At 56.3% G+C, this 24,264-nt stretch carries 31 protein-coding genes and 1 pseudogene; 7 read left to right on the forward strand and 25 right to left on the reverse strand.

All coding sequences use genetic code 11. From position 1 onward, the window contains the following. Nucleotides 1–330: 330 nt before the first annotated feature. The 5 genes from AC3Y64_RS08900 to AC3Y64_RS08920 all read right to left on the reverse strand — a co-directional run bounded on the left by AC3Y64_RS08900 (nucleotide 331) and on the right by AC3Y64_RS08920 (nucleotide 4,145). Nucleotides 331–3,021 carry a toprim domain-containing protein gene (locus AC3Y64_RS08900; RefSeq protein WP_489987144.1) on the reverse strand — a complete coding sequence of 897 codons (2,691 nt, stop codon included), beginning with the start codon at nucleotides 3,019–3,021 and terminating at the stop codon, nucleotides 331–333. Between the two features lie 29 nt (nucleotides 3,022–3,050). Then, a complete protein-coding gene (locus AC3Y64_RS08905; RefSeq protein WP_489987145.1) occupies nucleotides 3,051–3,290 on the reverse strand; it encodes a hypothetical protein in 240 nt (79 codons plus the stop codon). Between the two features lie 76 nt (nucleotides 3,291–3,366). Beyond that, complete coding sequence (locus AC3Y64_RS08910; protein WP_489987146.1) at nucleotides 3,367–3,615, reverse strand: hypothetical protein; 249 nt, start codon at nucleotides 3,613–3,615, stop codon at nucleotides 3,367–3,369. Then, nucleotides 3,612–3,902, reverse strand: a complete 291-nt coding sequence (locus AC3Y64_RS08915; protein WP_489987147.1) for an Ogr/Delta-like zinc finger protein — start codon at nucleotides 3,900–3,902, stop codon at nucleotides 3,612–3,614. The genes AC3Y64_RS08910 and AC3Y64_RS08915 overlap by 4 nt, the downstream gene beginning before the upstream one ends. A gap of 36 nt (nucleotides 3,903–3,938) precedes the next feature. Continuing rightward, a complete protein-coding gene (locus AC3Y64_RS08920) occupies nucleotides 3,939–4,145 on the reverse strand; it encodes a DNA-binding protein (protein ID WP_024012248.1) in 207 nt (68 codons plus the stop codon). A gap of 114 nt (nucleotides 4,146–4,259) precedes the next feature. Here AC3Y64_RS08920 and AC3Y64_RS08925 point away from each other — a divergent pair, with 114 nt between their 5' ends. Beyond that, nucleotides 4,260–4,595, forward strand: a complete 336-nt coding sequence (locus tag AC3Y64_RS08925; RefSeq protein WP_489987148.1) for a helix-turn-helix domain-containing protein — start codon at nucleotides 4,260–4,262, stop codon at nucleotides 4,593–4,595. A gap of 440 nt (nucleotides 4,596–5,035) precedes the next feature. Here the strand turns inward: AC3Y64_RS08925 and AC3Y64_RS08930 are convergent, their stop codons facing one another. Next, a complete protein-coding gene (locus AC3Y64_RS08930; protein WP_489987149.1) occupies nucleotides 5,036–5,326 on the reverse strand; it encodes a DUF3077 domain-containing protein in 291 nt (96 codons plus the stop codon). A gap of 530 nt (nucleotides 5,327–5,856) precedes the next feature. Here AC3Y64_RS08930 and AC3Y64_RS08935 point away from each other — a divergent pair. Then, nucleotides 5,857–6,060, forward strand: a pseudogene (locus AC3Y64_RS08935) (type II toxin-antitoxin system HicB family antitoxin); the annotation flags it as partial. Between the two features lie 403 nt (nucleotides 6,061–6,463). On the opposite strand, the gene AC3Y64_RS08940 reads toward AC3Y64_RS08935, so the two are convergent. Next, nucleotides 6,464–6,754 (reverse strand): hypothetical protein, encoded by a 291-nt coding sequence (locus tag AC3Y64_RS08940; protein WP_489987150.1) that lies wholly within the window; start codon nucleotides 6,752–6,754, stop codon nucleotides 6,464–6,466. A gap of 113 nt (nucleotides 6,755–6,867) precedes the next feature. Between AC3Y64_RS08940 and AC3Y64_RS08945 the strand changes: the two genes are divergently transcribed. The 3 genes from AC3Y64_RS08945 to AC3Y64_RS08955 are packed head-to-tail and all read left to right on the forward strand — an operon-like array spanning nucleotide 6,868 to nucleotide 8,871. Continuing rightward, the gene (locus tag AC3Y64_RS08945) at nucleotides 6,868–7,119 is read left to right on the forward strand and encodes a hypothetical protein (protein ID WP_489987151.1); all 252 of its coding nucleotides are present in this window, start codon (nucleotides 6,868–6,870) and stop codon (nucleotides 7,117–7,119) included. 53 nt (nucleotides 7,120–7,172) lie between these two features. Then, the gene (locus AC3Y64_RS08950; protein WP_225138110.1) at nucleotides 7,173–7,604 is read left to right on the forward strand and encodes a LexA family protein; all 432 of its coding nucleotides are present in this window, start codon (nucleotides 7,173–7,175) and stop codon (nucleotides 7,602–7,604) included. Beyond that, nucleotides 7,591–8,871 carry a Y-family DNA polymerase gene (locus AC3Y64_RS08955; protein WP_489987152.1) on the forward strand — a complete coding sequence of 427 codons (1,281 nt, stop codon included), beginning with the start codon at nucleotides 7,591–7,593 and terminating at the stop codon, nucleotides 8,869–8,871. Before AC3Y64_RS08950 ends, AC3Y64_RS08955 begins: the two co-directional genes overlap by 14 nt. Before the next feature lie 3 nt (nucleotides 8,872–8,874). Here AC3Y64_RS08955 and AC3Y64_RS08960 read toward each other — a convergent pair whose 3' ends face one another. Both AC3Y64_RS08960 and AC3Y64_RS08965 read right to left on the reverse strand, forming a co-directional pair. Beyond that, on the reverse strand, nucleotides 8,875–9,294 hold the full coding sequence (locus AC3Y64_RS08960) for a hypothetical protein (RefSeq protein ID WP_489987153.1): 420 nt from the start codon (nucleotides 9,292–9,294) through the stop codon (nucleotides 8,875–8,877). After that, complete coding sequence (locus AC3Y64_RS08965) at nucleotides 9,281–10,450, reverse strand: polymorphic toxin type 44 domain-containing protein (RefSeq protein WP_489987154.1); 1,170 nt, start codon at nucleotides 10,448–10,450, stop codon at nucleotides 9,281–9,283. The genes AC3Y64_RS08960 and AC3Y64_RS08965 overlap by 14 nt, the downstream gene beginning before the upstream one ends. A 358-nt stretch (nucleotides 10,451–10,808) precedes the next feature. On the opposite strand from AC3Y64_RS08965, the gene AC3Y64_RS08970 reads away from it, so the two are divergent. Both AC3Y64_RS08970 and AC3Y64_RS08975 read left to right on the forward strand, forming a co-directional pair. Continuing rightward, nucleotides 10,809–11,138 carry a type II toxin-antitoxin system RelE/ParE family toxin gene (locus AC3Y64_RS08970; protein ID WP_310048940.1) on the forward strand — a complete coding sequence of 110 codons (330 nt, stop codon included), beginning with the start codon at nucleotides 10,809–10,811 and terminating at the stop codon, nucleotides 11,136–11,138. A 139-nt stretch (nucleotides 11,139–11,277) separates the two neighbouring features. Then, nucleotides 11,278–11,562 carry a helix-turn-helix domain-containing protein gene (locus AC3Y64_RS08975; RefSeq protein WP_160768108.1) on the forward strand — a complete coding sequence of 95 codons (285 nt, stop codon included), beginning with the start codon at nucleotides 11,278–11,280 and terminating at the stop codon, nucleotides 11,560–11,562. 92 nt (nucleotides 11,563–11,654) lie between these two features. Here AC3Y64_RS08975 and AC3Y64_RS08980 read toward each other — a convergent pair whose 3' ends face one another. The 16 genes from AC3Y64_RS08980 to AC3Y64_RS09055 all read right to left on the reverse strand — a co-directional run bounded on the left by AC3Y64_RS08980 (nucleotide 11,655) and on the right by AC3Y64_RS09055 (nucleotide 24,203). After that, nucleotides 11,655–12,005: a hypothetical protein gene (locus AC3Y64_RS08980; RefSeq protein WP_489987155.1), complete on the reverse strand. Its 351-nt coding sequence runs from the start codon at nucleotides 12,003–12,005 to the stop codon at nucleotides 11,655–11,657. A gap of 102 nt (nucleotides 12,006–12,107) precedes the next feature. Continuing rightward, entirely contained in the window at nucleotides 12,108–12,959 is an 852-nt protein-coding gene (locus tag AC3Y64_RS08985) for a DNA cytosine methyltransferase (protein ID WP_489987156.1), read from the reverse strand. Beyond that, nucleotides 12,920–13,120 carry a Com family DNA-binding transcriptional regulator gene (locus tag AC3Y64_RS08990; RefSeq protein ID WP_489987157.1) on the reverse strand — a complete coding sequence of 67 codons (201 nt, stop codon included), beginning with the start codon at nucleotides 13,118–13,120 and terminating at the stop codon, nucleotides 12,920–12,922. The genes AC3Y64_RS08985 and AC3Y64_RS08990 overlap by 40 nt, the downstream gene beginning before the upstream one ends. Nucleotides 13,121–13,138: 18 nt before the next feature. Then, complete coding sequence (locus AC3Y64_RS08995) at nucleotides 13,139–14,407, reverse strand: phage late control D family protein (RefSeq protein ID WP_489987158.1); 1,269 nt, start codon at nucleotides 14,405–14,407, stop codon at nucleotides 13,139–13,141. Further along, nucleotides 14,404–14,844: a phage tail protein gene (locus AC3Y64_RS09000; protein ID WP_489987159.1), complete on the reverse strand. Its 441-nt coding sequence runs from the start codon at nucleotides 14,842–14,844 to the stop codon at nucleotides 14,404–14,406. Before AC3Y64_RS09000 ends, AC3Y64_RS08995 begins: the two co-directional genes overlap by 4 nt. Nucleotides 14,845–14,849: 5 nt before the next feature. Beyond that, the gene (locus tag AC3Y64_RS09005; RefSeq protein WP_489987160.1) at nucleotides 14,850–17,408 is read right to left on the reverse strand and encodes a phage tail tape measure protein; all 2,559 of its coding nucleotides are present in this window, start codon (nucleotides 17,406–17,408) and stop codon (nucleotides 14,850–14,852) included. Beyond that, nucleotides 17,398–17,517 (reverse strand): GpE family phage tail protein, encoded by a 120-nt coding sequence (locus AC3Y64_RS09010; RefSeq protein ID WP_489987161.1) that lies wholly within the window; start codon nucleotides 17,515–17,517, stop codon nucleotides 17,398–17,400. The genes AC3Y64_RS09005 and AC3Y64_RS09010 overlap by 11 nt, the downstream gene beginning before the upstream one ends. 8 nt (nucleotides 17,518–17,525) lie before the next feature. Further along, on the reverse strand, nucleotides 17,526–17,855 hold the full coding sequence (locus AC3Y64_RS09015) for a phage tail assembly protein (protein WP_489987162.1): 330 nt from the start codon (nucleotides 17,853–17,855) through the stop codon (nucleotides 17,526–17,528). A 27-nt stretch (nucleotides 17,856–17,882) separates the two neighbouring features. Beyond that, nucleotides 17,883–18,398: a phage major tail tube protein gene (locus AC3Y64_RS09020; protein WP_489987163.1), complete on the reverse strand. Its 516-nt coding sequence runs from the start codon at nucleotides 18,396–18,398 to the stop codon at nucleotides 17,883–17,885. A 15-nt stretch (nucleotides 18,399–18,413) separates the two neighbouring features. Further along, the gene (locus AC3Y64_RS09025; protein WP_489987164.1) at nucleotides 18,414–19,583 is read right to left on the reverse strand and encodes a phage tail sheath protein; all 1,170 of its coding nucleotides are present in this window, start codon (nucleotides 19,581–19,583) and stop codon (nucleotides 18,414–18,416) included. A 106-nt stretch (nucleotides 19,584–19,689) separates the two neighbouring features. After that, on the reverse strand, nucleotides 19,690–20,256 hold the full coding sequence (locus tag AC3Y64_RS09030; protein ID WP_489987165.1) for a tail fiber assembly protein: 567 nt from the start codon (nucleotides 20,254–20,256) through the stop codon (nucleotides 19,690–19,692). A 7-nt stretch (nucleotides 20,257–20,263) separates the two neighbouring features. After that, nucleotides 20,264–21,766 (reverse strand): phage tail protein, encoded by a 1,503-nt coding sequence (locus AC3Y64_RS09035; protein ID WP_489987166.1) that lies wholly within the window; start codon nucleotides 21,764–21,766, stop codon nucleotides 20,264–20,266. After that, on the reverse strand, nucleotides 21,759–22,382 hold the full coding sequence (locus AC3Y64_RS09040; RefSeq protein WP_489987167.1) for a phage tail protein I: 624 nt from the start codon (nucleotides 22,380–22,382) through the stop codon (nucleotides 21,759–21,761). Before AC3Y64_RS09040 ends, AC3Y64_RS09035 begins: the two co-directional genes overlap by 8 nt. Next, a complete protein-coding gene (locus tag AC3Y64_RS09045; RefSeq protein ID WP_489987168.1) occupies nucleotides 22,382–23,293 on the reverse strand; it encodes a baseplate J/gp47 family protein in 912 nt (303 codons plus the stop codon). The genes AC3Y64_RS09040 and AC3Y64_RS09045 overlap by 1 nt, the downstream gene beginning before the upstream one ends. Further along, nucleotides 23,290–23,634 carry a GPW/gp25 family protein gene (locus AC3Y64_RS09050; RefSeq protein ID WP_115989328.1) on the reverse strand — a complete coding sequence of 115 codons (345 nt, stop codon included), beginning with the start codon at nucleotides 23,632–23,634 and terminating at the stop codon, nucleotides 23,290–23,292. The genes AC3Y64_RS09045 and AC3Y64_RS09050 overlap by 4 nt, the downstream gene beginning before the upstream one ends. Then, complete coding sequence (locus AC3Y64_RS09055; RefSeq protein ID WP_489987169.1) at nucleotides 23,631–24,203, reverse strand: phage baseplate assembly protein V; 573 nt, start codon at nucleotides 24,201–24,203, stop codon at nucleotides 23,631–23,633. Before AC3Y64_RS09055 ends, AC3Y64_RS09050 begins: the two co-directional genes overlap by 4 nt. Nucleotides 24,204–24,264 lie beyond the last annotated feature (61 nt).

Raw genomic sequence — 24,264 nt, forward strand, 5'->3', positions numbered from 1 at the left:
TCTCCGAGTCGAGGGTTTTCCTGTCCGGGCCTCCTCAACTCGACGCTGTGCCGCCGCCAACTGCCGCGTCTTGCTGCACTGCTGATGGTCACCATGCGCCCGTGACTTTCCGCACTGATCACAAACACCGTTCAAATCCAGACTCCAAGGGAACGCTTTTTTCCTCTTCATAACCCCCTCCCAACAACGTCGAAAGAGCAGGTGTGTAAGCTGAAATGTCGCTTCACCATTGAGGCGGGCGAGAGCCATAAATCCATTGTCTGCATTGTGTTTCTCCATTGAGCGCATCCCAGCGCTGTCGCACCGGGTGATCCTTTGATTGCAGGGGGGTTAGGCGCGCTGAAAAATCCAGCAGCGCACCGTCGTGGTCTTCTTGGGCGTGGCATGGCTGACGGCTTGCGCAGCACGCACCGCGCTATAAATCGGCTTGTTGGTTTCCTGCCATTTACGGCTGCGACTATTCACCAACAGCCCGCGCAATGTCTTGAGGTCGCCCAGGTTCTGTCGATGCACGCTGGCCATCTCGGCGAACTCGTTGAGATTGATGGCGATCAGTTTCGGGTCGATGCTGTGATTGACCTGCGGGCCTTCGCCGAGACTTTCGAGGTATTCGAATACCTCCCAAAACTCGGCAACCAGCGGGTGGTCAGCGCTGATCGCGGCTTGTCGCTCCAGCGCCATGCTCATCAGCGCTCCTTGTGTCGTGGCAACCTGGTTTTCATCGAGCGGGCACACCAGGCACAGGCAATCCACCAGTGCCATCAACTGGCTGTGGTTCTTGATAATCCGTTCAACGCGAATGTCTTTGAGTTCGCGTAACTGCCGTTCATGAACAAGCACGCGCTCGGCGAACCGAGTCATCACTTGGGTCTCTGCACGCACAGCCAGCAGCAAAAAATGACTCAACTGCTCAACCGGGATCAGGTTCAAATTGTCAGCGGCCGCGCGGCTCTCAGTGGTGAGTGCGGGGCGCGCAAAATGCGATTTGATAATCCGCGTCAGGATCGCTTCCGAGGCACTGACATCGGCGTTTTGACTGATAGCGATCGCACCGCGAAACGGCGGCTCATAGGTCTCGTTTCCGCTAGTTTTCATGCCCTTGGTGCCAAGCGTGCCGCCGCCGTAATAGTCCTTCAGCTCGTCCCAATCGAAACCTTTGGCGTGGGCTTTGTCTGGTTCATTCCGATCGCCCTCTATCAGCACCACCGGCATATTGGAAACTTGACCCATCGCCCGCTGACGTCCGGCCCGGGTCGATTTTGAAGGATCAAAACCCTCATGCTCGCGGCCGAGCAGCTTCCACAAAAAAGTCAGCAGCGTGGTTTTGCCTGCGCCGGCCTCACCGGTGACCTCAAGGAACGGAAACGACTTGTACTTCGCTCGGATCTGCTCGGCGAAGAGCGAGCCAAACCAGAAGGCGAGGGCGACAATGCCCTTGGCACCAAAGCACAACCACAACATCGGCAACCAGTCAGTGCGGTACTGCTTCCCATCGCGCTGAATGTGCATGGTGATCGACTTCTGCAGTGTCTTGAGTCGCAGCTTGCCGAACTCGAAAAAGTCTTCCTTATTCACCAGGCTGACGATGCCGCTGCGCACTGCGAGATCGCCGAACACGTAGCAACTGTGCTGCTTGCTGTAGCCGACGAAGTCGATCGTTTCGACGGTCTTCAAACCGAACAACTGATCCTTCATGATCTTGTCGAGCTGCTTGCTACTACCGGTGAACACCGCGCCGGCAGCCATCCCTAGCAAACGTTTTTTGAACTCACTGGCGGCGGCGACCTGACCACCGGTGAAAGTGTTTTTGACACTGCCACTGTCGTGGGGGAAGTCGACACGAAAGTAGTACCAGGATTCGTCGGTCACTTCGTTGCGCTGAAAATACAGGGCCTGTGGGTAGCAGTTGGCAATCTCGACAACACCGCCACACTGACGCAGTGCTTTTTGCCGGCGCTGACCTTCGCTGAGTAGCTGGTCTTCGTGAAGGTCAGAAGTTTCCAGCGCATGCATCGCCCGGCTGAACTTCTCCAGATCCATCCTGAACCAGTACAAACGGCTGTCGAAACCGAAGTGAAATTCATGGCGCTCACGCCAGTCGTACATCAAAACGCCTTTCTCTGATGCGCTTTCCGCGATCAGTAAGGCGCCGTGATAGCGGGCGATGGCCACGTCTTTTTTGATCTGCTCGGCGCGCTGGTTTTCGTCATCGATGAAAGCCCAGCGCTGATGCAGATCGTTCCAGTCGACCTTGCGGCTGTCCGTCTGCGGGATCTGCGCTGCCTCGCATTCGTAACCTAAGGCTCGAGCCTGGCGCACCCAGCGCTTGGTGTACTTGTGCGCGCCCGATTCGTTGTCTAGTGCCCACACCAGCTTGGGCAGCTTGCCGCCGCGCAGGCGTGAGAGTTCCTTTAATGAGTCCTCAGGGAAAGCGTTGGACGACATCGCGGACGCTGCCGCAATGCCGTTATGCACCAGAGCGATCGCGTCGAAAATACCCTCGACAATCCACAGCTCTTTGACCTCCAGCAGCTCGATAGAGGGCGGGCACCACCAGACACCACGCGGACTGTCACCGGGCTTAAAGCGCGCTTTCATCTTGCCGAAGCGATGCGGTCGATCGATCAGGCGCTCCCAGTAACCTCCCTTTTCCAGCGTGAACCGCACCGTGGCGCTGCCGGCGTTTAACGCCTCAGAGAAATACGTTTCCTGAGAGAACCACCCCTGAATCAGTTCAAACCGAAAGCCTCGGGCAAACTCAAGGTAAGCCCGAGCGGTCGCCATGGGAAATTGCTCAGAGGAGGGCGCACGCTTGCTCCAATCATCGAACAGGTCTTCGTAGATATCCTTGAGGTGCCACCGCTGCGCGCATTTGCTTTCTCGTCCGCAGATGAGCAGCCAAGGCTCTGAATAGCGCGTGTAGAGTTCCTTTTTTCCACACGCGGGACATTTGCCGCCTCGCAGATAATCGGTGCTCAAGCGGCGCTGGAGCCCATAGTCATCCTTGAGACGCAGCAACACGTCAGCATGCAGGTTGCTGGCAAACGCGCTCACCGGTGAAACTTCCTCCCGAGCCCGTGGGAGAGCGCCACAATCAAATGTCGCAGACCCGACATCATCGGGATTGCCGCAAGCAACGCATCGTGGCGCAGGTCAATCGGGATCGAACTGAAACGCTCTTCGTACCAGTGTGTCTGGAACTGCTCGGCGTATTGGGAGCGTATGGCGTCGAGCAGGAGTTCTGTTTCAACGCGAGTCAGGTTGCAGTTGATGCTGACGTTATCTTCCATGAAAACCTCGAATTTTAGGCAAGCGCATCCGTCATCCCTCAGAGCGGGAATGCCGTTTGTTTAAAAGGGTGGGTGCTTAGAGCGTATTGCCGACGCCGACTGTGCTAACTGAATGCTTGGTGCATTGCATGTCAGTCCAGGCCAAATGCACCAGCTTCGCGGCAAGACTGGCGGGTACTTCCAGGCCAACGATCAAATGGCGCTCAGCGCTACTGAACAAACGATCTGAATCAGCCAAGTATTCCGCGCGATGCCGCAACAGGTAAGCGTGAGCCGCGTCCTGCATGCAGGTGCGATAGTCGGGGGCAAAATGGATGGCGTTCATTGTGCGGCCTCCATTCCTTGAGGCGGAATCAACGACATCTGATGGTCATCGGGCTGCATGGCTGCTCGACGCAATGCCACACATGCCAAGGGGAGTTGCACGGCAGGGTTCGCCATGCCACTCGGGCTCATCTCATGCGTCATCTCAAATTCAGCCCGTACGGACCAGCCGCAGGCTTCGTTGAGGCATTGCAGATAAGCGACGCGCAGAAAGATATGAGTGCCTTCACTGGTGCGTATTCGCATCCGGGAATGACAATGGGGGCAAACGAGTTTGTAAGTGCTCAATGGCGGCATCCTTGCGTTAATGAACGATGAAGTAGCTCAGTCTCCGGCGCTGATCGTGCCGAGTTTGATACCCAGCAACACCGCGGCGTTGTGTGCTTTGCCGCGAAGCCCTTTCTTGCGGCCGTTGAGCAAGTCACTGACCAAATTGCTGTTGAGATCATTGCGGCGGCAAAACTCAGCGAGACTGATGCCCCTTCGATCCAGTTCCGCTCGGGCTTGCTCGGTTGTGAGTGGGGCGGGCATAGTGTCCATTCGTGTGCATTCGTGTTGGTTTGATTTCATTATGCCCAAATAGTTGGGCCTGTAAAGGGTGAAAGCTTGAAAAGTTGTGCATCTCCGGAAAACTTGGATGTTGGAGTGGGTGAGCGTTTGCGCGAGGAAAGGACGCGCTTAGGCCTCAACCAGGATGCCTTTGCACAGCAGGGCGGCATCACGCGTAATACTCAAGGCAGCTATGAAAAGGGGGAGCGCAACCCTGATTCCGCCTATCTCACAGCGGTGGCCAAGGCAGGCGTAGACGTGCTTTATGTCCTGACCGGGGGACGTATGCCGGCTTCCGCCCGTGGCCTCAATGCTACTGAGGATCAGATGCTTCAGCAGTTCCGGAGCCTGTCCGATTATGACCAAAAAGCTGTGCATCGCATCATAGGTGCCATGGCCGAAGTCACCCATCCTTCTGGTGCCAAGAAATAACTCGTCGACATTTAGGACATTCGTTACGACGGATTTCGGTTTTGATTTTCCACACTCATGAGTAACGTTGCGCCTGCAATGCACTTAATGGAGTAGTGGGCATTTGGATCAAGATGAAAAAGAGAACGTACGCACGCAAAAAACCAAGTGCGAAATGTCCGAATTAACTCAGGAAGAGCGCAATCTTCTCGCATGGTATAGAACGATGACCGAGGCGGATCGTGGGTACATAAGTCGCATATCGCAGGCGCTGATCCAAAAGCCGTGACCTCAAAGGCCAGTACGAGCGACCTGATTTCGACGATCGATGGTATTGAGATGAAATCACCAAAGGAAACCCGGCGCTGCGTCGGGTTTTTTCATGGCTTTGGGGAGGGGGCGCCAATACTCAGCGCCCCTAACCACCATTCACCTACCCAAAACCGCTGAAGATTCGGACGCTATTTTGCTCGCAAAATCATTGGTTTAGATCTGGGTGAGACGGCTTTTATTACATCATCGATCACTGCCTTTGCCATCTCCGTTAGGAAATGCGCAGCCCAAGCATATCGGTCAGTGTCTTTCGCGAACGCCGCGTCTTCGCTGAGCGATTTAACCAGGCACAGCAGATCAGAGGCTCGAGACAACGCGTCCTTGACCGGAACGCCTGCACAAATTTGAAACAGCGGTTTGTCACCGCAGTAGATGAAGGGGGTGAAACCGCGGGTTTTTTCTTCGACTTCTTCGATCATTGGTCACCTCCATAGATGGAAAGGCATTGAAAGAAGAAAGAAGCATTACATTGAGGATAAAGCGGGATTTGTAGCGGACTTACAGGATGCATTGTCTAGCTCCTTGACATAGGGAGCTGCCGATTTCGTTACCAAGCGAAATGGGTGGCAGCTATGCGCAGGTTGGTAAACCGGGAGTCAAGGAGACCGGCACGCCCGAGGGCGTCCCACGCACAGCCGCCATAACAAACTACGGGCTAGATTAAGCCTGCAATTGTGAAGGGGCGCTGTTGCGCAACTCGTCGGGTTACCAAGCCCGATCGCTGATATGCAGCGACGTCTGGAGAATATTCCGGCGAATCGAAGGCTAGCAAGTCGCTTGCCTGCGAAAAGCACCTAAGTCGTGCTTACTTACGCAACTCGCGGATTTTGCCTACAACTTCGATTCGAGTCACTCGATATTCTGATCGCCATGTCAAACAAGCTGCGGACTCACTTGCCTGTGAAGCGCAGGCTTTGCATGAGAGATCAGGAGTCGCCCCGTGAGCAAAATGAGATACAACGGCTATGTGAGCCGAATTGAATACAGTGATGAAGATGGCCTTTTTGTCGGCCAAATAACAGAAATCAAAGATCTCGTTGGATTTCACGGAACGTCAGTCGCGGAGCTGCGAGGAGCGTTTCGAGAGGCTGTAGTTGATTATCTCGAAACCTGTGCCCGGCTTGATCGCGTACCTCAAAAGCCGTATTCGGGAAATCGCTGACACCGTACCTGCAAACGGCAGGCGAAAAAAAACCGCCTTTGCAGGGCGGTTCTTTTGTAAGCCTTCGCTTGCGGCTCGGGCTAAGTACGTCTCACAGACAATACTGGCGTGCGGTCATGTTATTAGTCTTCGCTCATCCTCGCAAGGCGATTTTTGAGCCACACGACCAAATCGCCGAAAAGTGCTTTTTGGCCGATAGCCCGAAGGGATGATGCTGGCAGAAATACCGATTTACAAAACCCCCTTATCCTTTTGCCAGAGAACCCCTATGGATCAGGTTAAGATGCCGTCGCTCGTATGCCAGTGCGGCGGTGAGGTTTGGCTGGTGGCATAACAGATTTATGCCCTCTGACACGGTTATGCACCCGTGCCGGAACGATGCCTCGGAGGGGTCTCAACCGGCCGCCTCACAGGCAATACTGGCGTATTTGCTGAAGGCACGCGTGATCCGGTAAGTGTGCTGGAGGTTTGGCCCCCAACCTGGAGGCCAAAACGTATGAAGCTTTTGCTGCGTACGCTGAGCCTCGTATGGAGATTGTTTAAAGCGTTTCGCTTTTACGAGTTCCTGCGAGACCACTTTGACGACCTGAAGTAACGGTAGTTGTTGTGGGGAAGAACCCGTTTCAGTTTCGGCTGGAACGGGTTTTTTTTGCCTATAAAAACTGTCAAAAATACCATTTTCCATCAGTCGTTTCTTTAAGGCTCGTAGGGCATTTCGTCGGCATTTGTAGGTATCATTCGTAGACTGTGAATATACTGGTTATGCGTACAGTATTATTCGCATGGGAAACCGAACCGATGAAATCCTCAATTACCGCCACATCTGCCAAACCGTCAAAAGACCTGACGCACTGGCAGGCGATGCTCGCCGACAGATCCGCGCTTTTCGCTCGACCAGGCGCTCACCACAAAGCACTCCTGTCCGGAGCCCGCACGCTGTACACAAACAAGGTGATTGATAGCGATGACCTCTGCGATTTGCTTGAGCTGGCGGATGGGGCGCTAGCTTTTGCGGTGGAATCGATGCTCGACATCAATAGCGATGAGTAGGCAGTGACGGGTCACCTCGTCTCTACAGTCCATTTCTCATCCAGGTTCGAATCATGAGTGTCACCATCCTTGGCCCGTTGTCGGCGGGCGGCGAAACGCTCCCCCTTTACTCGTTCCGTATACCGGCGGGTTTTCCGTCCCCAGCCGCCGACCACATCGAAAAGCATATTTCCCTGGACGAGCTGTTCGATATCCGAGCGCCGCACGTCTACCTAGCGAAGATCGAGGGCGACAGCATGCAAGGCGCGGGAATATTTTGCGGCGATCTGGTCATCGTTAATCGCAGCCTCAATGCCGAACACGGCGATATCGTCATTGCCGGTCTCAACGCCGAACCCATCTGCAAGCGCCTGCACCGCCGCGACAACGTCGTCATGCTGCTATCGGCAAACAGCAAGTACCCGCCGCGCTATGTAATGGAGGGTGATGAATTGGTGATTTGGGGCGTAGTGACCTATAGCGTGCGCGACCATGGCAGGTCGTGAGCAGGTCTTTGCCCTCATTGACTGCAACAGCTTCTACGCAAGCTGCGAGCGAGTTTTTCGCCCTGATCTAGCCAAGACTCCCATCGTCGTTCTGAGCAACAACGATGGGTGCGTCATTGCCCGCAGCTACGACGCCAAACCCTTCGTGAAGATGGGCGCGCCGTACTTTCAAATCAAAGACGTGTTGCGCCAACACGGCGTGCAGGTTTTCAGCAGCAACTACGCGTTGTATGGCGACATGAGCGAACGCGTGATGACAATCATCGAGTCCATGGTTCCGGCGGTGGAGGTGTACAGCATTGATGAGGCTTTCGCCGATCTCACTGGCATTCCGGGTGACCTGACTGCCTTCGGCCGAACCATTCGCGCCGCCGTCTACAAAGGAACAGGCATCCCTGTTGGCGTCGGTATTGCGCCCACCAAGACCCTAGCCAAACTCGCCAACCACACAGCAAAGCGCCTGCAAGCGCATACCGGCGGAGTAGTGGATATCTGCGACCCCGTTAAGCGCGACTGGGTGTTGCGAAATACAGATGTCGGGGAGGTGTGGGGAGTGGGACGGCGAATGAAAGCCCATTTCGAAAGCATGCAGATCAGAACAGCAATGGACCTGGCGAAAGCCGACCCTTGGACGCTAAGGCAGAAGTTCAGCGTAGTGATCGAGAAGACTGCTCGTGAACTGACCGGGACGTCTTGCCTGGAGCTCACCGAAGCCGAGGCCGCCAAGCAGGAGATCTGCAGCAGCCGAATGTTCGGGAAGAGACTAACCACCATAGAGCCAATCAAGGAAGCGGTGGCCACCTACGTACACCGGGCTGCGGAAAAATTGAGAGCGCAGAATTCGTTGTGCAAGAAGATCCGCGTCAGCATTCGAACCGGTATGTTCAGTCCGGAGGAAGCCAAGTACGCCAACGGGGCGCTGGTCGAACTGCCTTACCCTACGAATGATGTGCGGCTGCTGACCAAGGCCGCGACTGATGCAATCAACCGTCTGTTTCGGCCGGGCTTCAGATACAGCAAAGCTGAAGTTTTGCTGATGGACCTGCGACAGCCCGGAGAGTTTACGGATGATCTATTCGCGCAATCACAACCGCTCGCCGCCGAAAAAGTTATGGGGGTTTTAGACGAGATCAATCAACGGTGGGGTAGCGGAACGCTGCGCGCCGGCAGTGTGCCGGCAGCGCCTGGTTGGGGGATGCGAAGGGATATGATGAGTCAGAGCTTTACGACGAATCTGGACCAATTGTGGACGGTTAAATGTAATTGAATCTCAGGGCCGAAAAGGGTCAGGCTCGCCGGTGCATTGTTTTAATCGAGCAATAACGTCCGGGCCGGTTTTAGGGATATCGATCCTTCCTGTTTCATCCAGATAGATGTCAATGGTTCGGCCCCATTTGGGGGTGATGTCGATGCACCTCTGAAAACCTTTATCAGTCCACCAATCGAACATCATGAAAAAGTCGTCATCAGGGAATAGGTAGCCGAACTCAACGGCCGAGCCACCGTGCTTGATATCGCCTCTATGAATTCTGTCTTGGGTGTTCCAAACGTAGTGAAATTCTCCCTCGCTCTTCGGGGAAAAATTCACCGCTACGACTGGGGAGCCGAAATACCAAAAAGCTATTGGAAGGGCGACGAGTATCAGAAGGATCCACCGCGCATAACGGCGACCGGTTTTATTTGCATTCATGTAGTTTGATTCCTTTTCCCCATTCCTTAGGTGGTACTGCAAGGACTTGATCCATGATCATTTTGGCTGTGATGCCCCCATTGGGATGGTGGCGATAGAGATTCACGCCGATGCTTATGGATATTCGATCGGGCGCATCATCCCACGCCCTCAGACCGTCGACATTGGCTGAGCGGTTTGGGCCGGGTAATTCCCATTGCTCTTTAGGCTTTGTTACGACTTCTTGGGCTTTGCGTAGGGCATCTGAAATGATTTGCTCACCACCGGCACCATCCAGCAGCGCACTCTCGGATAGACCTCCAGCCCTACCCACATAGCCGTAATGGACGTTCGACCAAATGTCATAGAAATACTCGTACTTTCCTTGCTTGTGCCAAACGCCCCCGATGGTCTTTCGGATGATCGGCTTGTGGTCCCAAGGGCGATTTTGACCGACTCGCTCAGTCCAAATAGCAAGAGCCTTAGCTTTCATCCCCAGCGCCATGCTATAGAAATCCGGTTTCGGCCCAAGCTGAAGGTAAAAGGGCAGCGCCATGTATTCCATGGTCTTGGCATGGGGGTCGTAGCTGTTCAATTCTTTCATCTGGCGAACGGCTGGGCTATTGATGTTGGTGTTCATCTCGGCCGCGATATAGCTCGCCAGCTTCTCCATCATGTCCGGGTCTTTACAGGCAGCGGGCTCGGCTTTTGGCTCGGGGTTCTGTTCGGGTTTTTTATCAGGTTGCTCGGCAGTCTTCGGCGCTACCAGAGCATTAGCAGCTGTGGCTTTTTCAATAAGCTTGGGATCGGCTAACAAGGTCGCCATCTTCTCATCGTCCACGGAGCCATCGGTGCGGAAGGCCCCGAGCGCCATGAAGTTGATGATTGTTGCACCACCAGCATTTCCCATGACAAAGCCACCACCGACATCTCCTGATCCGGTGATGATTGTCCCGCCATGGCTGGTGGGACTGCCCAAGTGGGCCATCGGGCGGCCATTCACCTGGATAGATGGAAAACCTGTCGTGATGACGGCGCCACATCCACAGGTATCGCCGACACGGGCAGAACCCATCGAGTTGATGTTTACGTCACCGCTAGCGGAGGCAATTGGGGTGGTGCCGTGACTTGGCAATGGGCAGACGTGCTTGTCACCCAGGCGGGCAGAAGAAATCATTCGTCATCCTTGTGTCGTTCATCCGTGTTGATAAGACAGGCTTAGCTGAGCTTTGGAAGGCTACCGGAGGTGCCAATGGTAAGTCTGTAAGAAAAAGCTTAATCCCTAAGTGGAGAGGCTTCTTCGTACTGGTCCTCGCGCATTGATTGGAGCGCATCTTCGGTAGCAATCATGGCAATCACTCTTCGCTTGATTTTATATCAATTTCGATATAGAGTTCATTTCGCTGGTGTGAGAGAGGCTGCATATATCCATATTTTCGGACGCGGCACACCCCAGCATCAATCTTAATCCGAAGGGAAAATCATGATGAAAACCAACAAATTTAGAGATCGCCGTCGGCGTGTAGGGAGCTTGAATGAACATTGTTGCATTGAAGAAAATCGAGTGGGTCGGTAGTAGCCTGGAAGACCTCCGGGACTTCCCTGAACCAGCAATGAAGCGAGCAGGCTACCAGTTGCAAGGGCTGCAGGAGGGTGAAGAGCCCGATGACTGGAAACCGATGAAATCCGTTGGGCCGGGTGTGCAAGAGATCCGGATAGCATGCGAAGAAGGGGCTTTTCGCGTGTTTTATGTGGTTAACCGGCCGGAGGCAATCTATGTATTGCATGCCTTCCGAAAGACCACTCAAAAGACGGAAAAGCGCGATATTGATTTGGCTAAAACCAGATACAAATCGCTGGGTTGATCGCAGAACGGGGCCGGCCCCCTTCACCTCAGGTGAAGGGGTAAACGGCTACCTGTACCAGCTGTCTACCATGCTCGATGAAACGAAATGCAAAGCGTCTAATCAAAAGTTAGTAATATTCCTAATGAGGAAAAATTGTATGGCAAACGAACGCGCGACCAGTGTCTGGGAAGCGTTGGTTGACACGCCAGAAGAAGCCGAAAACCTGCGCATCCGCTCTCAGTTGATGCGAGCAATCATCCGAGTCGTGAAGGCTTGGGATGTATCGCAAACCGAAGCAGCCAAGCGGCTGCATGTAACACAGCCTAGGCTTAATGACCTGCTGAAGGGGAAAGTCGACAAATTTTCTCTGGATGCCTTGGTAAATCTTTTGGCCGGTGCAGATCTTCGACTTGAAGTCAGTGTAAGTAGTAAGGCCGCCTGATCGCGGCAGTGTCAATCAAACAAAGGGCTACCGTTGAGTCGGTCAGCCCTTTTTTTTTGGCCTTTTATAACACGACCCGTGCTTAGGCCTCTTCACTGAGGACGAGTGAGATTGGATGTCAGCCACATTTTGAACGTTTCGATGTCCCACCTAGGGCTACCACCAATGCGAATGTCGGGCGGAGGAAATGTCGTGGATGACTCTTTGTCTGCCGGGAAAAGGGTATTTTTTGGGAACAAGGGATTTTTTCGAGCGACGATTTTCGCAGCCTCAACCATCGAGCTTTTTCCGTTGACGAAATCTTCCACAACGCTGCTGTTTCTAACCCATCGATCAAAGGTCGAGCGTGAAATAGAAAGCTTTTCACAAATCTCGTCCGCGCTGAGGAGGCGAGTACTCCCGTTGGCGATTCGCTCAACTAAATCGATCTCTTTCTTTGTCATTCAATTAGCCTCCAATTATGCTCAAATGCCTTCAAAGCCATCCGAAGTGATTTGAGCATAAATGAATGTCTTTGAACATGAAAGGGTAGAAATGCATTTATTTTATCGTCGAGGCATCAGCTTCCTCCCAACCCATTCCGCCACCTGCGTAACAACGGCATTTCCGGCACCGAAAGCCTCTGCAAGGTTGGCCGCATCCAGCCCGAGGCAAAACCCATCATCTTCAGCCGCTCGCTGCCGCTCAACCATCTGATCCCATCCGTTCGCGTGAGCGACGAGAGTGGTACAGCCCAGAGCGATTCGTGAGGTGGTGCTGTCTGCGAGTAGAGTATTGGCAGCCCAGGCATCCGCTGGGCGTGGCCATTGCTGCGATTGAGACGCTGGAGATATTGCGTCCACTGGCGCGGCGTCAGCCAGGAACTCGAAGGGGGGCATGCGTCGATAACCGGCGACCAGGAATATTCGACGACGTTGCTGGGGGACTCCGAAATATTGAGCATTAAGCACTCGCCAGAATCCCACATACCCGCAGTCCGCAAGGGCCCGGATGACTGTTTCAAAGTCGTGGCTATCGTTGACAGCGAGCAGGTTAACGACGTTCTCAAGCACCACCCACCGAGGTTGTACTTCTTTGAGGATTCGTATGACTTCCCAAAACAATCCGCTGCGCTCGCCTCGTAGTCCTCGGGTGTCTCGGTTGCTTTCTCGGGCGCCGGCGATGCTGATGTCCTGACAGGGGAAGCCGGCGGTGAGGACGTCGACCGAGCAAAGGTTGTGGGCGCCGCACTGGCGTACGTCTTCAAATTGCTGTGCGTGGGGAAATCGATCGGCAAGCACAGCCCGGTTGATGGGGTTGAGTTCGACTTGCCAGGCGCTGCGGTATCCCGCGTTTTCAAATCCGACATCAAAGCCTCCTATGCCTGCGAACAGGCTGCCAAGGGTGGGTTGCGGCATTCATGAACTCGTTGTTCTGGATGCTCGCGGCACACTGGGGGGAGGCTCGGGGCCTTCAGGTGGTTGAGTGTCCGGCAGCGCGGGCACTTGATTTGTAATTCAGTGAAGCTTTTAACGGCGGCGAGTTTGCGGCAGCAATGGCCGCAACGTATGTCCTGCATGAAATCGTCCTTGATGGGTCATGTAATGTCTCGTTGGAGCTTTTTCCATTCACGATCCGCTGCACGCTTGGCAGCGTTCTCAGTGGCGTAGAGCCAACATAAGCGTTTTGGCTTGCGCTGATCTGCGGCGGTCACAGGGTTCTGCACACCGGTTTTCTTTTCTCGGTAGTACGCGATGACGCCTGTGAATTGGTCTTTGTTCTTTTCAGTCAATTCCTCGACTGTGTCATCCGGTAATTTGCTTTCAAGCTCCAGGCTGACGATGTAGCCGCTGTCCGCGCTGAGGGAGTGCTGCACGTTGCCGCCGTACCAGATGATCTCGTCGATTTCGGGCTTCACGCCTTCGAGCGAGTAGGTCAGCTCCGGGATGAGCTCCGGTCGGCCTACCGCCAGCGTATAACTGAGCGTGGCGCTGCCTCGTTGCAACCGGTTGAACGCCGCGCGGGCCGCACGCAAGGCTGACTGCCGATCGCTGTACGTGTGGCGCAGATCCTTGAGGTTTTCGCCACCACCCGCGATGGCATGCTGTTTCTCGGCGCTGTTCACGTCGTAGAAGTAGGCGCGCACGCCGTCGTAACTATCCCGGTCGGCTTGCAGGTAGTGGTGTTGGTCTCCGTCGGTGCGAGTCAGTGTGATGTGGGGCAGGTCGGCGCCGCTGGCGGTCTTGCCGCCGCCGGCTGGCAGGCACAATAGACAACCAGCCTTGACGGTGACGACGGCATCGAATTCTTCGCCGATACGGCTGATCAGATTGGCGTCAGATTCGTTGGCTTGGTCGAGCTGCAGAATGGGTAAGCCGTCAAGAATGCCGGCGATGGTAGCGGTGAGGCCGTTGCCCAGTGCGATGTCGCCGATCACCTCGCTGAGGGTGGTGTTGCTCCAGCTGCGTTCGCGTTTTGTTTTAAAGCTCTTGCGCAAGTCGGCTGATCGAGCGCGGATGGTCAGCACATCGGGGGTGCCGGTGTGTCCGGTTTCGTCGACGGTGTAGGTGCCTTTGTCGACTAAACCTGTATCGCTCCAGCCCAACCACAGCCGAATCAGTGCGCCTGTGGGCGGGATGGCGACCAGGCTGTCGTGGTCGCTGAGGGTGATGCTAAGCTGGTCGGCTTCAATGCCGCGATTGTCGATGAGGTCCAGGCTCATCAGGCGCAGGCTGATCACCGGAGCAATGTCGCTGCCGTCCACGGTGATGCGGAACGCCGGCACTGGGTAAGCCGCTTCCCGCTGGAAGCGTGAAAGCGCCTTGTCCAGATAGCCGGTGACGCGGGAGAGTGCGACGTCGATCACAGCAGTGCCCTCATGATGCTGATGCCCACGCTGGTCCCGGCGCCGATCAGGTCGATGCGGTCATCATCGATGCGCTTGAGGCTCAACGTGAATTCAATCCGCCGGGGTTTGCCGTCACGGAAAAACAGGGTCTTGGTTTCGCTCAGGCTTTCGATGATCCACAAGCCGTAGATCCGACCGGTGCCTTCGACCATCGGCCAAGCTTTACCGGTGTTGGCCATCAGCCGCAATGCATCGAGGCTGAGCGCACTGCCGGCCAGTTCCGGCAGGATGACGCCGGGCAGGGTGATCGAGTCGTCACCTCGACCCAAAAACTGCCGAGCCGGTGCCGAGCCGACACGATTGCTGCTCGCGTGGCGCCATTCGGTTTGCCGTTGCAGGGCTTGGTATGCAGCGGTGGAGAGGCTGAAGACGAACATGCCCAAGGCAAGCATCATGGGCGTTACTCCAGATCGGCCAAACGGCTGCGTTGACGGGCATCTTTCTCATGTTGGATTCGGGTTATCTCCGCGCGTACCGCACGACCAATCGCCAATGGATCCATGCCTGGGGCAGGGTGGATGTTGATCTCGTAAGTGTCGTGGCTGTCGTGAGTTGAAAGTGTAGAAGGTTTGAGCGGAGATCGCTTGTCGACGGTCAGCGAATGGCTTCTCGCGCCCGGCATAACACTGATGGCTTTGCCTGCATCGTTGAGTTGGCGAGCCAAACCACTGAGCACGCCGATAGGTTGACGCTGATGACGCTCCAATCCTTGAGTGAGGCCGGCCATGGTGAATCCGCCCAACTCGGCAAAGACGCGGGAAGGGCTGTTGATACCGAGCTTTTCCTTGAACCAACCAATGGTGGAGTCGCCGATATCGCCGATGACATTTTTCAGCTCGCCGATCCCGGCCTTCAGCCCTTTAACCAGCCCGTCGATAATCATCCCACCGAACTCGGTAAACCGGCCGGGCAGTTCAATGCCGAGGTATTTCATGACGGCAGCGAAGGCCTGGTAAAGCGAACCCACGGGGCTGAAGTTGATCAGGGTCTTGAGGATACCGGTCGTGCCACCGTCGAAACCTGCTTTGATCTCTTTCCATGCATCGGTGAAGTAGAGCTTCACGGCGTCCCAATTTCGGTAGAGCAAGTAGGCGGCGCCAGCAATGGCCGTGATGGCCAGGCCGATGGGATTCAACATCAGCGCGCGCCCCAAGAGCAGCAGCGCTTTACCCACGAACGGCAACACCTTGCGACCAAGACTCCACAACAGGCTGATCAGGCTGGGCAGGCGAATCCCCAAGCTCAGGAACATGAGGCGCAACGCCACAAATGGCAGCATGACACCGGCAATTGTAATCATCAGGCTGCCGAGTACCACCGCTAACCCCGCGATGATTGCCACGGTTTTTACAATAGCGGCTGCCAGTTCTGGATGCTCGGCGGCCCAGCTTTTTACACCGCGAATAACTTCCGTGAGGGATTGGATCAGCGATCGTAGAGGCCCGTCCTGCTGATCCTGCAATTCAATGCCCAGATCCTGCCAGGCACTCCCTAATGTCGTCAGGTCGCCTTTCAAATTGTCGGCCATGACTCTGGCGGTGCGGGCCGCTTCGCCTTGGCTTTCCCGCAGGCTGGCAATTAGCTTTTGCAACTCGCCATTGCCGGCTTGATCCACTAATTGAGCCATGCCTTTGACGGCTTCTTCACCGGCAATGGCCTTGAACAGCCCACCTTTTTTCGCAGTGCCCAAATCTTTGGTTTTGTCGTGAATCTCTTTGAGGATGTCCGGCATTTTCCGCAAGTTGCCTTGAGCATCAGCAGTGCGGATCTGCAATTGTGCGAGTGCTTTTTCTGCGGCTTTGGGCGGCGCTGCCAAGCGGTTCATGATCGAACTCAGCGCAGTGCCGCCCATGCTTCCTTGCAAGCCAGCATCCCCCAGTTTGCCGGCCATCGCGGCTGCGGTTTCCAGCTCGACGCCGTAGGTCTTGGCCATTGGCGCGGCGTATTTCATGGTTTCGCCGAGCATCTGCAAATTGGTGTTGGAGCGGGTAAACGTGCCGACGAGTACGTCGCCCAGTTTGCTCATGTGCTCGGCATCCATGCCGAGTCCGGAGAGAATGTTTGAAGCGATATCAGCGGTCTGGGCCAATTCAGTTCCGCCGGCAGACGCGAGGTCGAGCATGCCGGGCATGGCGGCTTTGATCGCTTTCGGCTGGAAGCCAGCCATGCCCAGAAAACCTTGGGCATCGGCGGCTTGGCCGGCGGTGAATTGTGTGGAACTGCCCAGCCCTCGCGCCTGCTTGCGTAGATCCGAAAGCTCGACAGCGTTTTGATCGAGACGGGTGATCGCTTGCACCTTGCTCATGCTGGCGTCGAATTCGATGCCGGGCATGATCATCTTGGTGCCGGTATACAACGTAGCGCCGCCGCTGGCGGCTATTGCTGTGCCTTTTCCAGCCATCGTGCTGGCGATGTCTCGCTGAATGTTTAGAGCGGCGCGTGTCTCTGACAGCTTTCGCTGTTGAGCCGCCAATGCCGCCAAGCGTCGGGTCTGCTCGGCGATGCTTCGATTTGCAGCATCTGTCTGCTCACGCAGGCGTCGTTCATGCTGGCTGAGGTTTTGCGTGCTGATGCCCGCTCCGTGTAGCCGAGTACGAAGGTGTTGTAGTTTCTCGCTGTTTTGTTGGTGTTGCTGCTTGAGCTTCTGCGCCTCACGGATGGCGTTGCGCAAATCTTGCGTCATCGCCTTGCTCGGCGCACCCGTGGCGGCCATTTGTTGACTGAGGTGTCTGACTTTTTCGCGTGCGACGTTGAGCGCCTGCGCCGTGGTCTCAGCAGCCGAGCGCTGCAAACGCCACGCGCTCACATCTTTTTGCTGTGAGTTGAGTCCCTTGAGCTTTTCACGGGCGTCCTTCAAGGCACGGGCGGCGCCGATGCTGCTGTTGTTGATTGCCCTCAGTGGCCGAGAGGCCTGATCGATGGCACTCAGCAATACCCGCAGTTTCAAATCATTCGCCATCGATGACACTCCGCCGCCTGGCGCGTTCGCGCCATTCCATCAGCTCTTGCAGGCCCAGCGAATCCATATCCGTTGGCGCCCAATGAAAGACCACCGCCAAGTCAGCCATGGCGTCCTCTACGCAACGAGGCAGACATCCGTCTTCACCGACTTCTGCAACAAAAAAGAGGAAATCTTGCTGCCACAGGCCAGCAAATCTGCCGGGTCCATGCCGGCGGCTTCCGGCGCGGTAATGTTGGGTGAAGTGATGCGCGGCAGGATCTTGATCAGGGTTGCCACGTCCATGTTCAGCAACTCGATCAACTGAACGCCGCGCAGTTCGCCTGATTGGGGTTTGCGCAGATTGAGTGTGTAGATCGTGGTTTTTCCGCGACAGATGGGCGTATCGAGGGTGACGCTGTTGTCATCGATAGACGTGTCGGTTTCGTGTGTTTCGATGCTTTGCATGAGGAGTGTCCAACGGTTGAGAGAGGGTCAGAGACCGATCGCGGCACGCTGCTTTTCAAGCATGTCGACGCCGTTCACTTTCTCGATGAAATTGAGCAAATCGATCTCGATGATCTCTTCGTTATCGACGATGAGCTTGTAGTAGGAGCAGGTGGTGGTGATGCTGTGTTCGGTGTCTTCGCCAGGTTGGTTGTCGCCCATTTCGATGGTCTCGTGACGGCCGCGCATGACCACCTCAACGGCGCTGACGTCACCGGTATCGTCTTGCTGAAAGGCGCCGGCAAAACGCAGGGCGATACCCGAAGCGTTCACGGCGCCGAACTGGCGCAGCGCGATTAGATCCAGCCCGCCGGTCCTCCACTCGAACTGGATACCATCGTCGGAGAAGCCAAGGTCTGCTTTGACCGGGCCGTTCATGCCACCGCCGCGATAGCTCTCCATTTTGCGGCCGAGCGGCGGCAGGGTGACGGACTTGACCACGCCGACGTAGCTGTTGGCATCGTTGAACAGGTTGAGGTTTTTCAGTTTGCGCGGCAGGGCCATGGCGCCGTTCTCCGGTTAGCGGTTGATCTGGCTGGCGAAGTTGATCAGGTAGCGGTCGGTGATGCGTTGACGCAGGGTCAGGTCTTCCAGCGGCGGGATCGGTGTGTAGTCGTAATCCAGCCAGAGCTTGCCGGCCTTGAGCGTGTCTTTTGTGTTGATGTCTTCGGGATACCAGCAGCCGCCGCCGACCAGATAACCCGCCGCGACCTTGGTACGAAACTCGGCGTTGACCGCCTCGATCATGTCCCGCACCAATGAGGCATGCATGGGCTTGTCCATCGCCCACATCTGCGCGCCGGCCATGGTGTCGGCCAAGACTTGCGCGGTACGGGTGTAGTTCTCGAAAGCGAACTGCGGATCGTCGCTGCAGGTGCGGCTGCCCCAAAAACGAAAACCGCCCTCGTTGATCAGCGTGGTGACTTCGTGGCTGTTGAGGTAGTTGGCATCGGTCACCGGGTTTTGCAGATCCCAGAACACGTCGGCATTGATGCCGGTGACGCCATTGACGGCAACGTTGGATAAGGTTTTGTGCCAGCCGGTTTGCTGATCGATCTTGGCGCGCAGGCCTAGCGCATTGGCCACCGCGCTCGCGTTCGCAGTCTTGTTGGTGGCGGTGTTCCAGTTGAGGAAGTCAGGCCAGACAACCATGGCTTCCCGCGCCCCGAAGTTGCGACGGTAACTAACGGCCTCTTCTTTTGTCAGGCAGTCCCAGGCGCTGATGTAGGCGAATGCGCGCAGTTGTTGAGCAAGTGCCGTGAGGGCAGTGGCCACGGGCAACGAGTCGAGGCCTGGCACGCCCAGAATGCGCGGCACCAATCCCAATCGGGATTTAGCGGCAAGCAGCGCTTTCATGCCGGTGTATTTGCCGGTTTCAGTGGTGGTGCCGATCAATGCGCTGGCTGTTTCCGCTTCGTCTTGGCCTTCCTTTACGCGCACGACGATGACATAAGGTTTGGTCTGGTTTGCGATAGCTTGCAGGCTGACCGCCAACGTGCCTTTTTCACCAGCCTTGCCGATGGCGCTCTGTACGCTGCTGATCAGTACCGGAGTATCCAGTGGAAAGGTCGTTGCATCGGCATCATCAGCGGTGCAAACCATGCCGATGACGGCGGTCGGGATCGTGCGGATCGGGCGTGAGCCATCGTTAAGTTCGATGACCCGGACACCGTGAAGATAATCAGACATGGTAGCGGCCTGTGCGTTGAGCGTGGAGTCGATGCACAGGTTGCCGCTGGAAGATGATTTCGTCGCGCAGTGGGCGTTGTAGTCAGGTTAGATACAGCACGTTGCTCTACCGACGTCGATGCTGATCAGGCGGTATTGGCCAATCGATGGCGTAGGGGAACTGTTCCTTCTGTTCGATTCGGTTGAGCTCAACGCTGTAGCGCTTCCACGTTCCCAACCATTCCGTTTCGGATTCCGTCGCGGTACCGAGTTGTTCTGCGTATTGCAGCGGGGCAATGCGCAACTGTGCTTCGCGTAATAACTCGTCTCGACGATCAAGAGCCTGCATGGATTGAGTCGCGCGTTGAGCCGTTTCATCGAGAGCCCACTTGCCGCTTTTCCAGATGAAATGTTCGCCGGGCCTAGGTTGGCGAGTGAAACCTTCGGGCAAATCCCCAAGCCTGTGCCAGGTGTGTTCACTGCCGTCGTCAGTCGTGAAGATTGATCCGCGCAGGTCTCGAATCTGCTGAGGTTTTCCATCAATCATGGCCCAGACGTGTTCGAGCTTCGCAGGTGCAAGCGCCTTCGGTAGTTGCACAGCATTACCTGGCACTTGCAGGCCGAAACCGGGAATGGGAGGAAATGTGACGGGGCCGGATAGTGCGCCGGCGTCGTCTATCAAATAGGTAATCATTGGAACCTCAGATCATCTTGATACAGCCGGGGTAGGCGATGTTTCGTGGACGGGTTTCGGCATTGCCGATATGGCCGATGTAGGGGGGCGAAAAGCTGTGAGAAACGATGTGCTGCAAACGTGCGCTCCCTCGTGCAACAGATGAAGGAACCAAGGAGAGAAGGTTACCGGTACCTTCGCCGAGCGAAACAGAATGGGTGTGTTGTTCAAACGCGTCAGAAGTCCATGAGCCCGGTACTCTTCCCGCGACTTTCCAGGTACCGGGGCCCTCTGATTCAGATTTGGATGAAACGACAATTTCCCAGTCTTTCACCGCAATTATTTTGGTCCCGCGTGCAAAGGTGCCACCTTCAAAAGGCATCCCGGGTATGAGTGCTGTTTGCGTTCTTACATCTGTGATGATGGGGCTGCCTATTTTGGCGGTACCGGTAAGTGTGGTTTGTTCGACGTAGCGACCTTGATCGAGCACCCTAAGAAATTCCCCTCGCGCCTCCGGTGAGCGAAACGTTGTTTCTTCATCTCCACTGCTCCATGCGCCCTCCATGCGTCGCTCTTTGTCCGGATAAAGCATTCCCGAGCGCTGAGCGTGATCCCATAGCCACGGCCATTGATCTCGTTTGAGCAACTGACCGTTTAAAGCGCCATAGCCACCAGGGTTGAACACCGTGGTGGTTTCAAAAACCGGACGACCCAATGGTGTGCTGTCGAAGCGGCCTACGGGCCACCAACTGCCGGCGCCGTCGCTGCGCAAATGCCACCAATCGCCTGCTCCCATCAAAACCAGAAACGGATAACCCGAGGCCTTGAGATGAGTGTGAAATTTCAGGTTGTCTTTCTCGGAGGCTTTCACCGTTAACCGGTGGATGCTGTTGTCTATGCGATGGACGATAACGTCACGGGTGCCCAAGGCCGCGTTGGCGGATGGAAGCTCAACGGTCAGCGGGGCAGTGCTGGCATCAATCAAAACGATGCCCAGGTCTTTGGGCTTCAGGCGTCGGGAAGACGACACGGGTGTAAATATAGGCCCGGCGCGTACCGAGCGATCAACATAGTCACGGGTAGCCATCACCACCGACGTATCAACCTTCAGCTGAATATTTGACGTACCGCTGGTGATGATGTGCATCCGCACCACCTGGTTACGACCGGAGCCTTGAACGAGCAGCGGCTTGTAGCTGGGCGCCACGTTGGCAACGGCCGAGAAAACGCCATCACCGTCCTCGAGCGCCAGTTCGCGAATCCACCAGCCACCCACGTCAGGAGGAAGCACCAACTCAGCGATGAGGACGTTTTCATCGGTCGGTGAAACGTACAAATGGTTGAGTTGGGCGCGGTATCGCTGATTGATCAGCCTAGTTTGCGTCGTACTGGGCACAGGGTCGGCGCCGTTGGCATCGCCGATCAGCATGTAACGCGGCTCCCAGGGAATGCCGCGGGCGTCGCAGTTGGTTTTCTTGGCGGCGCCCAGCGTCGTCAGCATGCCGCCGAAAATAGAGTTCTGATTAACCATGGGGGTACACATCCAGTTCGTCGAGGGTGTAGAGGCTCACGCCGCTGTAGCCCCGGACAGAAACGTTGATGTCCGAGTTGTTCCACGGGTACACGTTGATATCGTCACCGTCGTAAACGGTGACACCAACGAACGTGTTGAGTCGGGTTTCAAGAATCATGTCGAGGCCGGTCAGGTGTCGGGTCAATGGCTTGGCGTCGTCGATGAGCCAAACCAGTTCCTGGTACATCGCTTCGGTGATGCCAGAGTCGAGGACGCCGATGCGTAAGGTGAAGGTGCCGGGTGTGCCGTGTGGGATGGTCTGCCACCATTCAGCGATTTCAATCAGGTATCCCAGCGGTTCGACCACTCGGCGTAAGGCGCCGATCGTGCCCTTGTGCGAGTGGACGTAATACGCGGCGCGGCAGGCTGCGCGCTTGGCGGACTCTGGCCATTTGCCGTCCCAGCGATCCACCGAAAATGCCCAGGCCAGGTACGGCAGTAAGGGCAGGGGGCATCGATCAGGGTTATAGAGTGTGCGCAACGGAATCGGCACGCGCTGGATTTCTGCCAAAGCCTGCGCGGCTTGGCGCTCCAGTGGTGTTGAGTTACCCGGCAGCAGGGGTTGGTAGGTCATCACTCAATCCCCAATGTCAGTTCTACGCTCGTGCAATACGGCGCCTGGTACTTGGTGGCGACGATGTCTTCCCAGTCTTCCAGCACGACTTTACGCACGCCCTCGACGTGCAGCGCGGCGTGGACGATTGATTCGGAAACCTCCAGTGCTAAACGCCGCCGTTGATGTATGAATTTGAGTAGCTGAGCTTCGGCAGCGGCCAGCACTAGTTCGGTTTCGGGGCCGTTGCTCAACGGGTAGATCCTGGCTTTGATCTGGTAGTTGATGATCTCCGCGCTTTGGACCGTGAGACGATCCGCGACGGGGCGGCGGTCGTCGTCGCTGAGGTACGTTTTGACTTTGTCGAGCAGTGCCGGCGAGGCAGTACCATCGCCCAACACCGACTGTACGGTGACCACGGCTTCGGCCGGCGCCGGGCTTTCGGCAGTGGCGTCGGCGACCTGTCCGTCAGCGGATCGGGCGTGAAAGATGTAACTGTTGCGCGGGCCGGCGGTGCTGAGACCTTCCCAGGCCATTTGTGCACGTTCGCGCAGGCTGTCGTCGCTTTCCATCAGCTTGGAGAGGGGCGGTACGGCTGTTGGGTTTGCGGCTTGAATGACAAGCCGCTTCACGTTGGAGTTGGCGGCAAGCTGTTCGAGGTCAGTGCCTTTGGCCAAGGCGAGCATATTGGCAACGGATGCCTCATTGACCCTCTGACGCCAGACGGTTTCGCGGTAGGCGTTTTCCTCGAGTAATTTGGTCAGCGGCTCCGACTCCATGTTGAGGCGTGCAGCGATCTCGGCTTGTTCTTCCACAGGCCAGAGGCTGACGGCGTAAGCCTTGCGTTCGGCGAGGATCTGTTCGTAATCGATCTGCTCGACGATTTGCGGCGCCGGTAGTTGGCCAAGGTCGATGGCGACAAAAGTATTCATACGCTGCCGCCCAGTTGCAGAGGCACGCTCAGGCTAAGCGGCTGATTGTTATCGACGATGGTGCCTTCGAACTCCAGCGACGCTTGGCCCTGAAGGTTCGCGCCGATGAACTGGATACGGCTCAGGCTGATGCGCGTTTCCCAGCGCATTAGGGCCATGACGGTGGCGGCGTACACCTGCAATCTGGTGAAGTCGTTGAACGGTTGATCCACCAGCTCGGGGAGCAGGCTGCCGTATTCGCGGCGCATGACGCGGGTGCCGATGCGGGTGGTCAGGATATCGGTGATGGACTGGGCGATGTGTTCGACCAGGCCGAGGGCCGCGCCGGTTTCTCGGTTCATTCCGGTCTCCCTGTTTTCGCGCTGCCAGGCATGACACCACCGTGCAGATGCTTCACCAGACTGATGCCGGCAGCGACGACGTCTTCGGACACGGTGGCCGTACCGGTGATGCTCTGGTTACCGGTCTGGATGTAGTCGCCTTCGTGGTTGATTGGGCCGACGATGTGGATGCCGCCCGTGCTGATCAGGTTGGTGGTGCCGCCTTCGGCCAGCGTGGCGTTGAGGTGGTGAGCGACGCTGTCGTACTCGATTACGGTGCCATCGCGGTAAGTGCAGCGGTGCAGGCCTTCGCGGTCGCCGTTGGCCGGGATGTTGTCGCTGAACAGACCGGTCAGGACGATGCCGTTGCCGAGTTGGCCCGATGGGCTGAAAAGGATGATCTGCTCGCCCTCGGTGGGCGGGTTCCATTCGCGGTCGGCGCCGGCCCGAGCGGCGACCCATGGGAGCCAGCCGGTGGTGAGGTTTCCGGTTTTGATCTGGACACGCGGTGGCTTCATTTGGACGTCGGCAATGGTGCCGAGGCGGATGAGGTTTTCGATCAGGCGGGCGAGGGTGGCTAAGTCGTTCATGGCGCCGATGTTGGCGCCATGAACTGGTAAGTGCAGCTTCAGATGGTTGTAAAGGTGCTTC

It is taken from the genome of Pseudomonas sp. 4CAES_32.4 (assembly GCF_058136335.1).

Coding starts and splice junctions, on each gene's coding strand:
- AC3Y64_RS09010 (WP_489987161.1), bottom strand. CDS start 17,517: ATGGCTGACTTGGCGGTGGTCTTTCATTGGGCGCCAACGGATATGGAT.
- AC3Y64_RS08955 (WP_489987152.1), top strand. CDS start 7,591: ATGGCAGGTCGTGAGCAGGTCTTTGCCCTCATTGACTGCAACAGCTTC.
- AC3Y64_RS08910 (WP_489987146.1), bottom strand. CDS start 3,615: ATGAACGCCATCCATTTTGCCCCCGACTATCGCACCTGCATGCAGGAC.
- AC3Y64_RS08940 (WP_489987150.1), bottom strand. CDS start 6,754: ATGGAAAATGGTATTTTTGACAGTTTTTATAGGCAAAAAAAACCCGTT.
- AC3Y64_RS08975 (WP_160768108.1), top strand. CDS start 11,278: ATGGCAAACGAACGCGCGACCAGTGTCTGGGAAGCGTTGGTTGACACG.
- AC3Y64_RS09055 (WP_489987169.1), bottom strand. CDS start 24,203: ATGAACGACTTAGCCACCCTCGCCCGCCTGATCGAAAACCTCATCCGC.
- AC3Y64_RS08965 (WP_489987154.1), bottom strand. CDS start 10,450: ATGATTTCTTCTGCCCGCCTGGGTGACAAGCACGTCTGCCCATTGCCA.
- AC3Y64_RS09030 (WP_489987165.1), bottom strand. CDS start 20,256: ATGATTACCTATTTGATAGACGACGCCGGCGCACTATCCGGCCCCGTC.
- AC3Y64_RS08930 (WP_489987149.1), bottom strand. CDS start 5,326: ATGATCGAAGAAGTCGAAGAAAAAACCCGCGGTTTCACCCCCTTCATC.
- AC3Y64_RS09050 (WP_115989328.1), bottom strand. CDS start 23,634: ATGAACCGAGAAACCGGCGCGGCCCTCGGCCTGGTCGAACACATCGCC.
- AC3Y64_RS09020 (WP_489987163.1), bottom strand. CDS start 18,398: ATGGCCCTGCCGCGCAAACTGAAAAACCTCAACCTGTTCAACGATGCC.
- AC3Y64_RS08990 (WP_489987157.1), bottom strand. CDS start 13,120: ATGCAGGACATACGTTGCGGCCATTGCTGCCGCAAACTCGCCGCCGTT.
- AC3Y64_RS09040 (WP_489987167.1), bottom strand. CDS start 22,382: ATGACCTACCAACCCCTGCTGCCGGGTAACTCAACACCACTGGAGCGC.
- AC3Y64_RS08905 (WP_489987145.1), bottom strand. CDS start 3,290: ATGGAAGATAACGTCAGCATCAACTGCAACCTGACTCGCGTTGAAACA.
- AC3Y64_RS09035 (WP_489987166.1), bottom strand. CDS start 21,766: ATGGTTAATCAGAACTCTATTTTCGGCGGCATGCTGACGACGCTGGGC.
- AC3Y64_RS08970 (WP_310048940.1), top strand. CDS start 10,809: ATGAACATTGTTGCATTGAAGAAAATCGAGTGGGTCGGTAGTAGCCTG.
- AC3Y64_RS09000 (WP_489987159.1), bottom strand. CDS start 14,844: ATGATGCTTGCCTTGGGCATGTTCGTCTTCAGCCTCTCCACCGCTGCA.
- AC3Y64_RS09005 (WP_489987160.1), bottom strand. CDS start 17,408: ATGGCGAATGATTTGAAACTGCGGGTATTGCTGAGTGCCATCGATCAG.
- AC3Y64_RS09015 (WP_489987162.1), bottom strand. CDS start 17,855: ATGCAAAGCATCGAAACACACGAAACCGACACGTCTATCGATGACAAC.
- AC3Y64_RS09025 (WP_489987164.1), bottom strand. CDS start 19,583: ATGTCTGATTATCTTCACGGTGTCCGGGTCATCGAACTTAACGATGGC.
- AC3Y64_RS09045 (WP_489987168.1), bottom strand. CDS start 23,293: ATGAATACTTTTGTCGCCATCGACCTTGGCCAACTACCGGCGCCGCAA.
- AC3Y64_RS08920 (WP_024012248.1), bottom strand. CDS start 4,145: ATGCCCGCCCCACTCACAACCGAGCAAGCCCGAGCGGAACTGGATCGA.
- AC3Y64_RS08945 (WP_489987151.1), top strand. CDS start 6,868: ATGAAATCCTCAATTACCGCCACATCTGCCAAACCGTCAAAAGACCTG.
- AC3Y64_RS08985 (WP_489987156.1), bottom strand. CDS start 12,959: ATGCCGCAACCCACCCTTGGCAGCCTGTTCGCAGGCATAGGAGGCTTT.
- AC3Y64_RS08950 (WP_225138110.1), top strand. CDS start 7,173: ATGAGTGTCACCATCCTTGGCCCGTTGTCGGCGGGCGGCGAAACGCTC.
- AC3Y64_RS08960 (WP_489987153.1), bottom strand. CDS start 9,294: ATGAATGCAAATAAAACCGGTCGCCGTTATGCGCGGTGGATCCTTCTG.
- AC3Y64_RS08980 (WP_489987155.1), bottom strand. CDS start 12,005: ATGACAAAGAAAGAGATCGATTTAGTTGAGCGAATCGCCAACGGGAGT.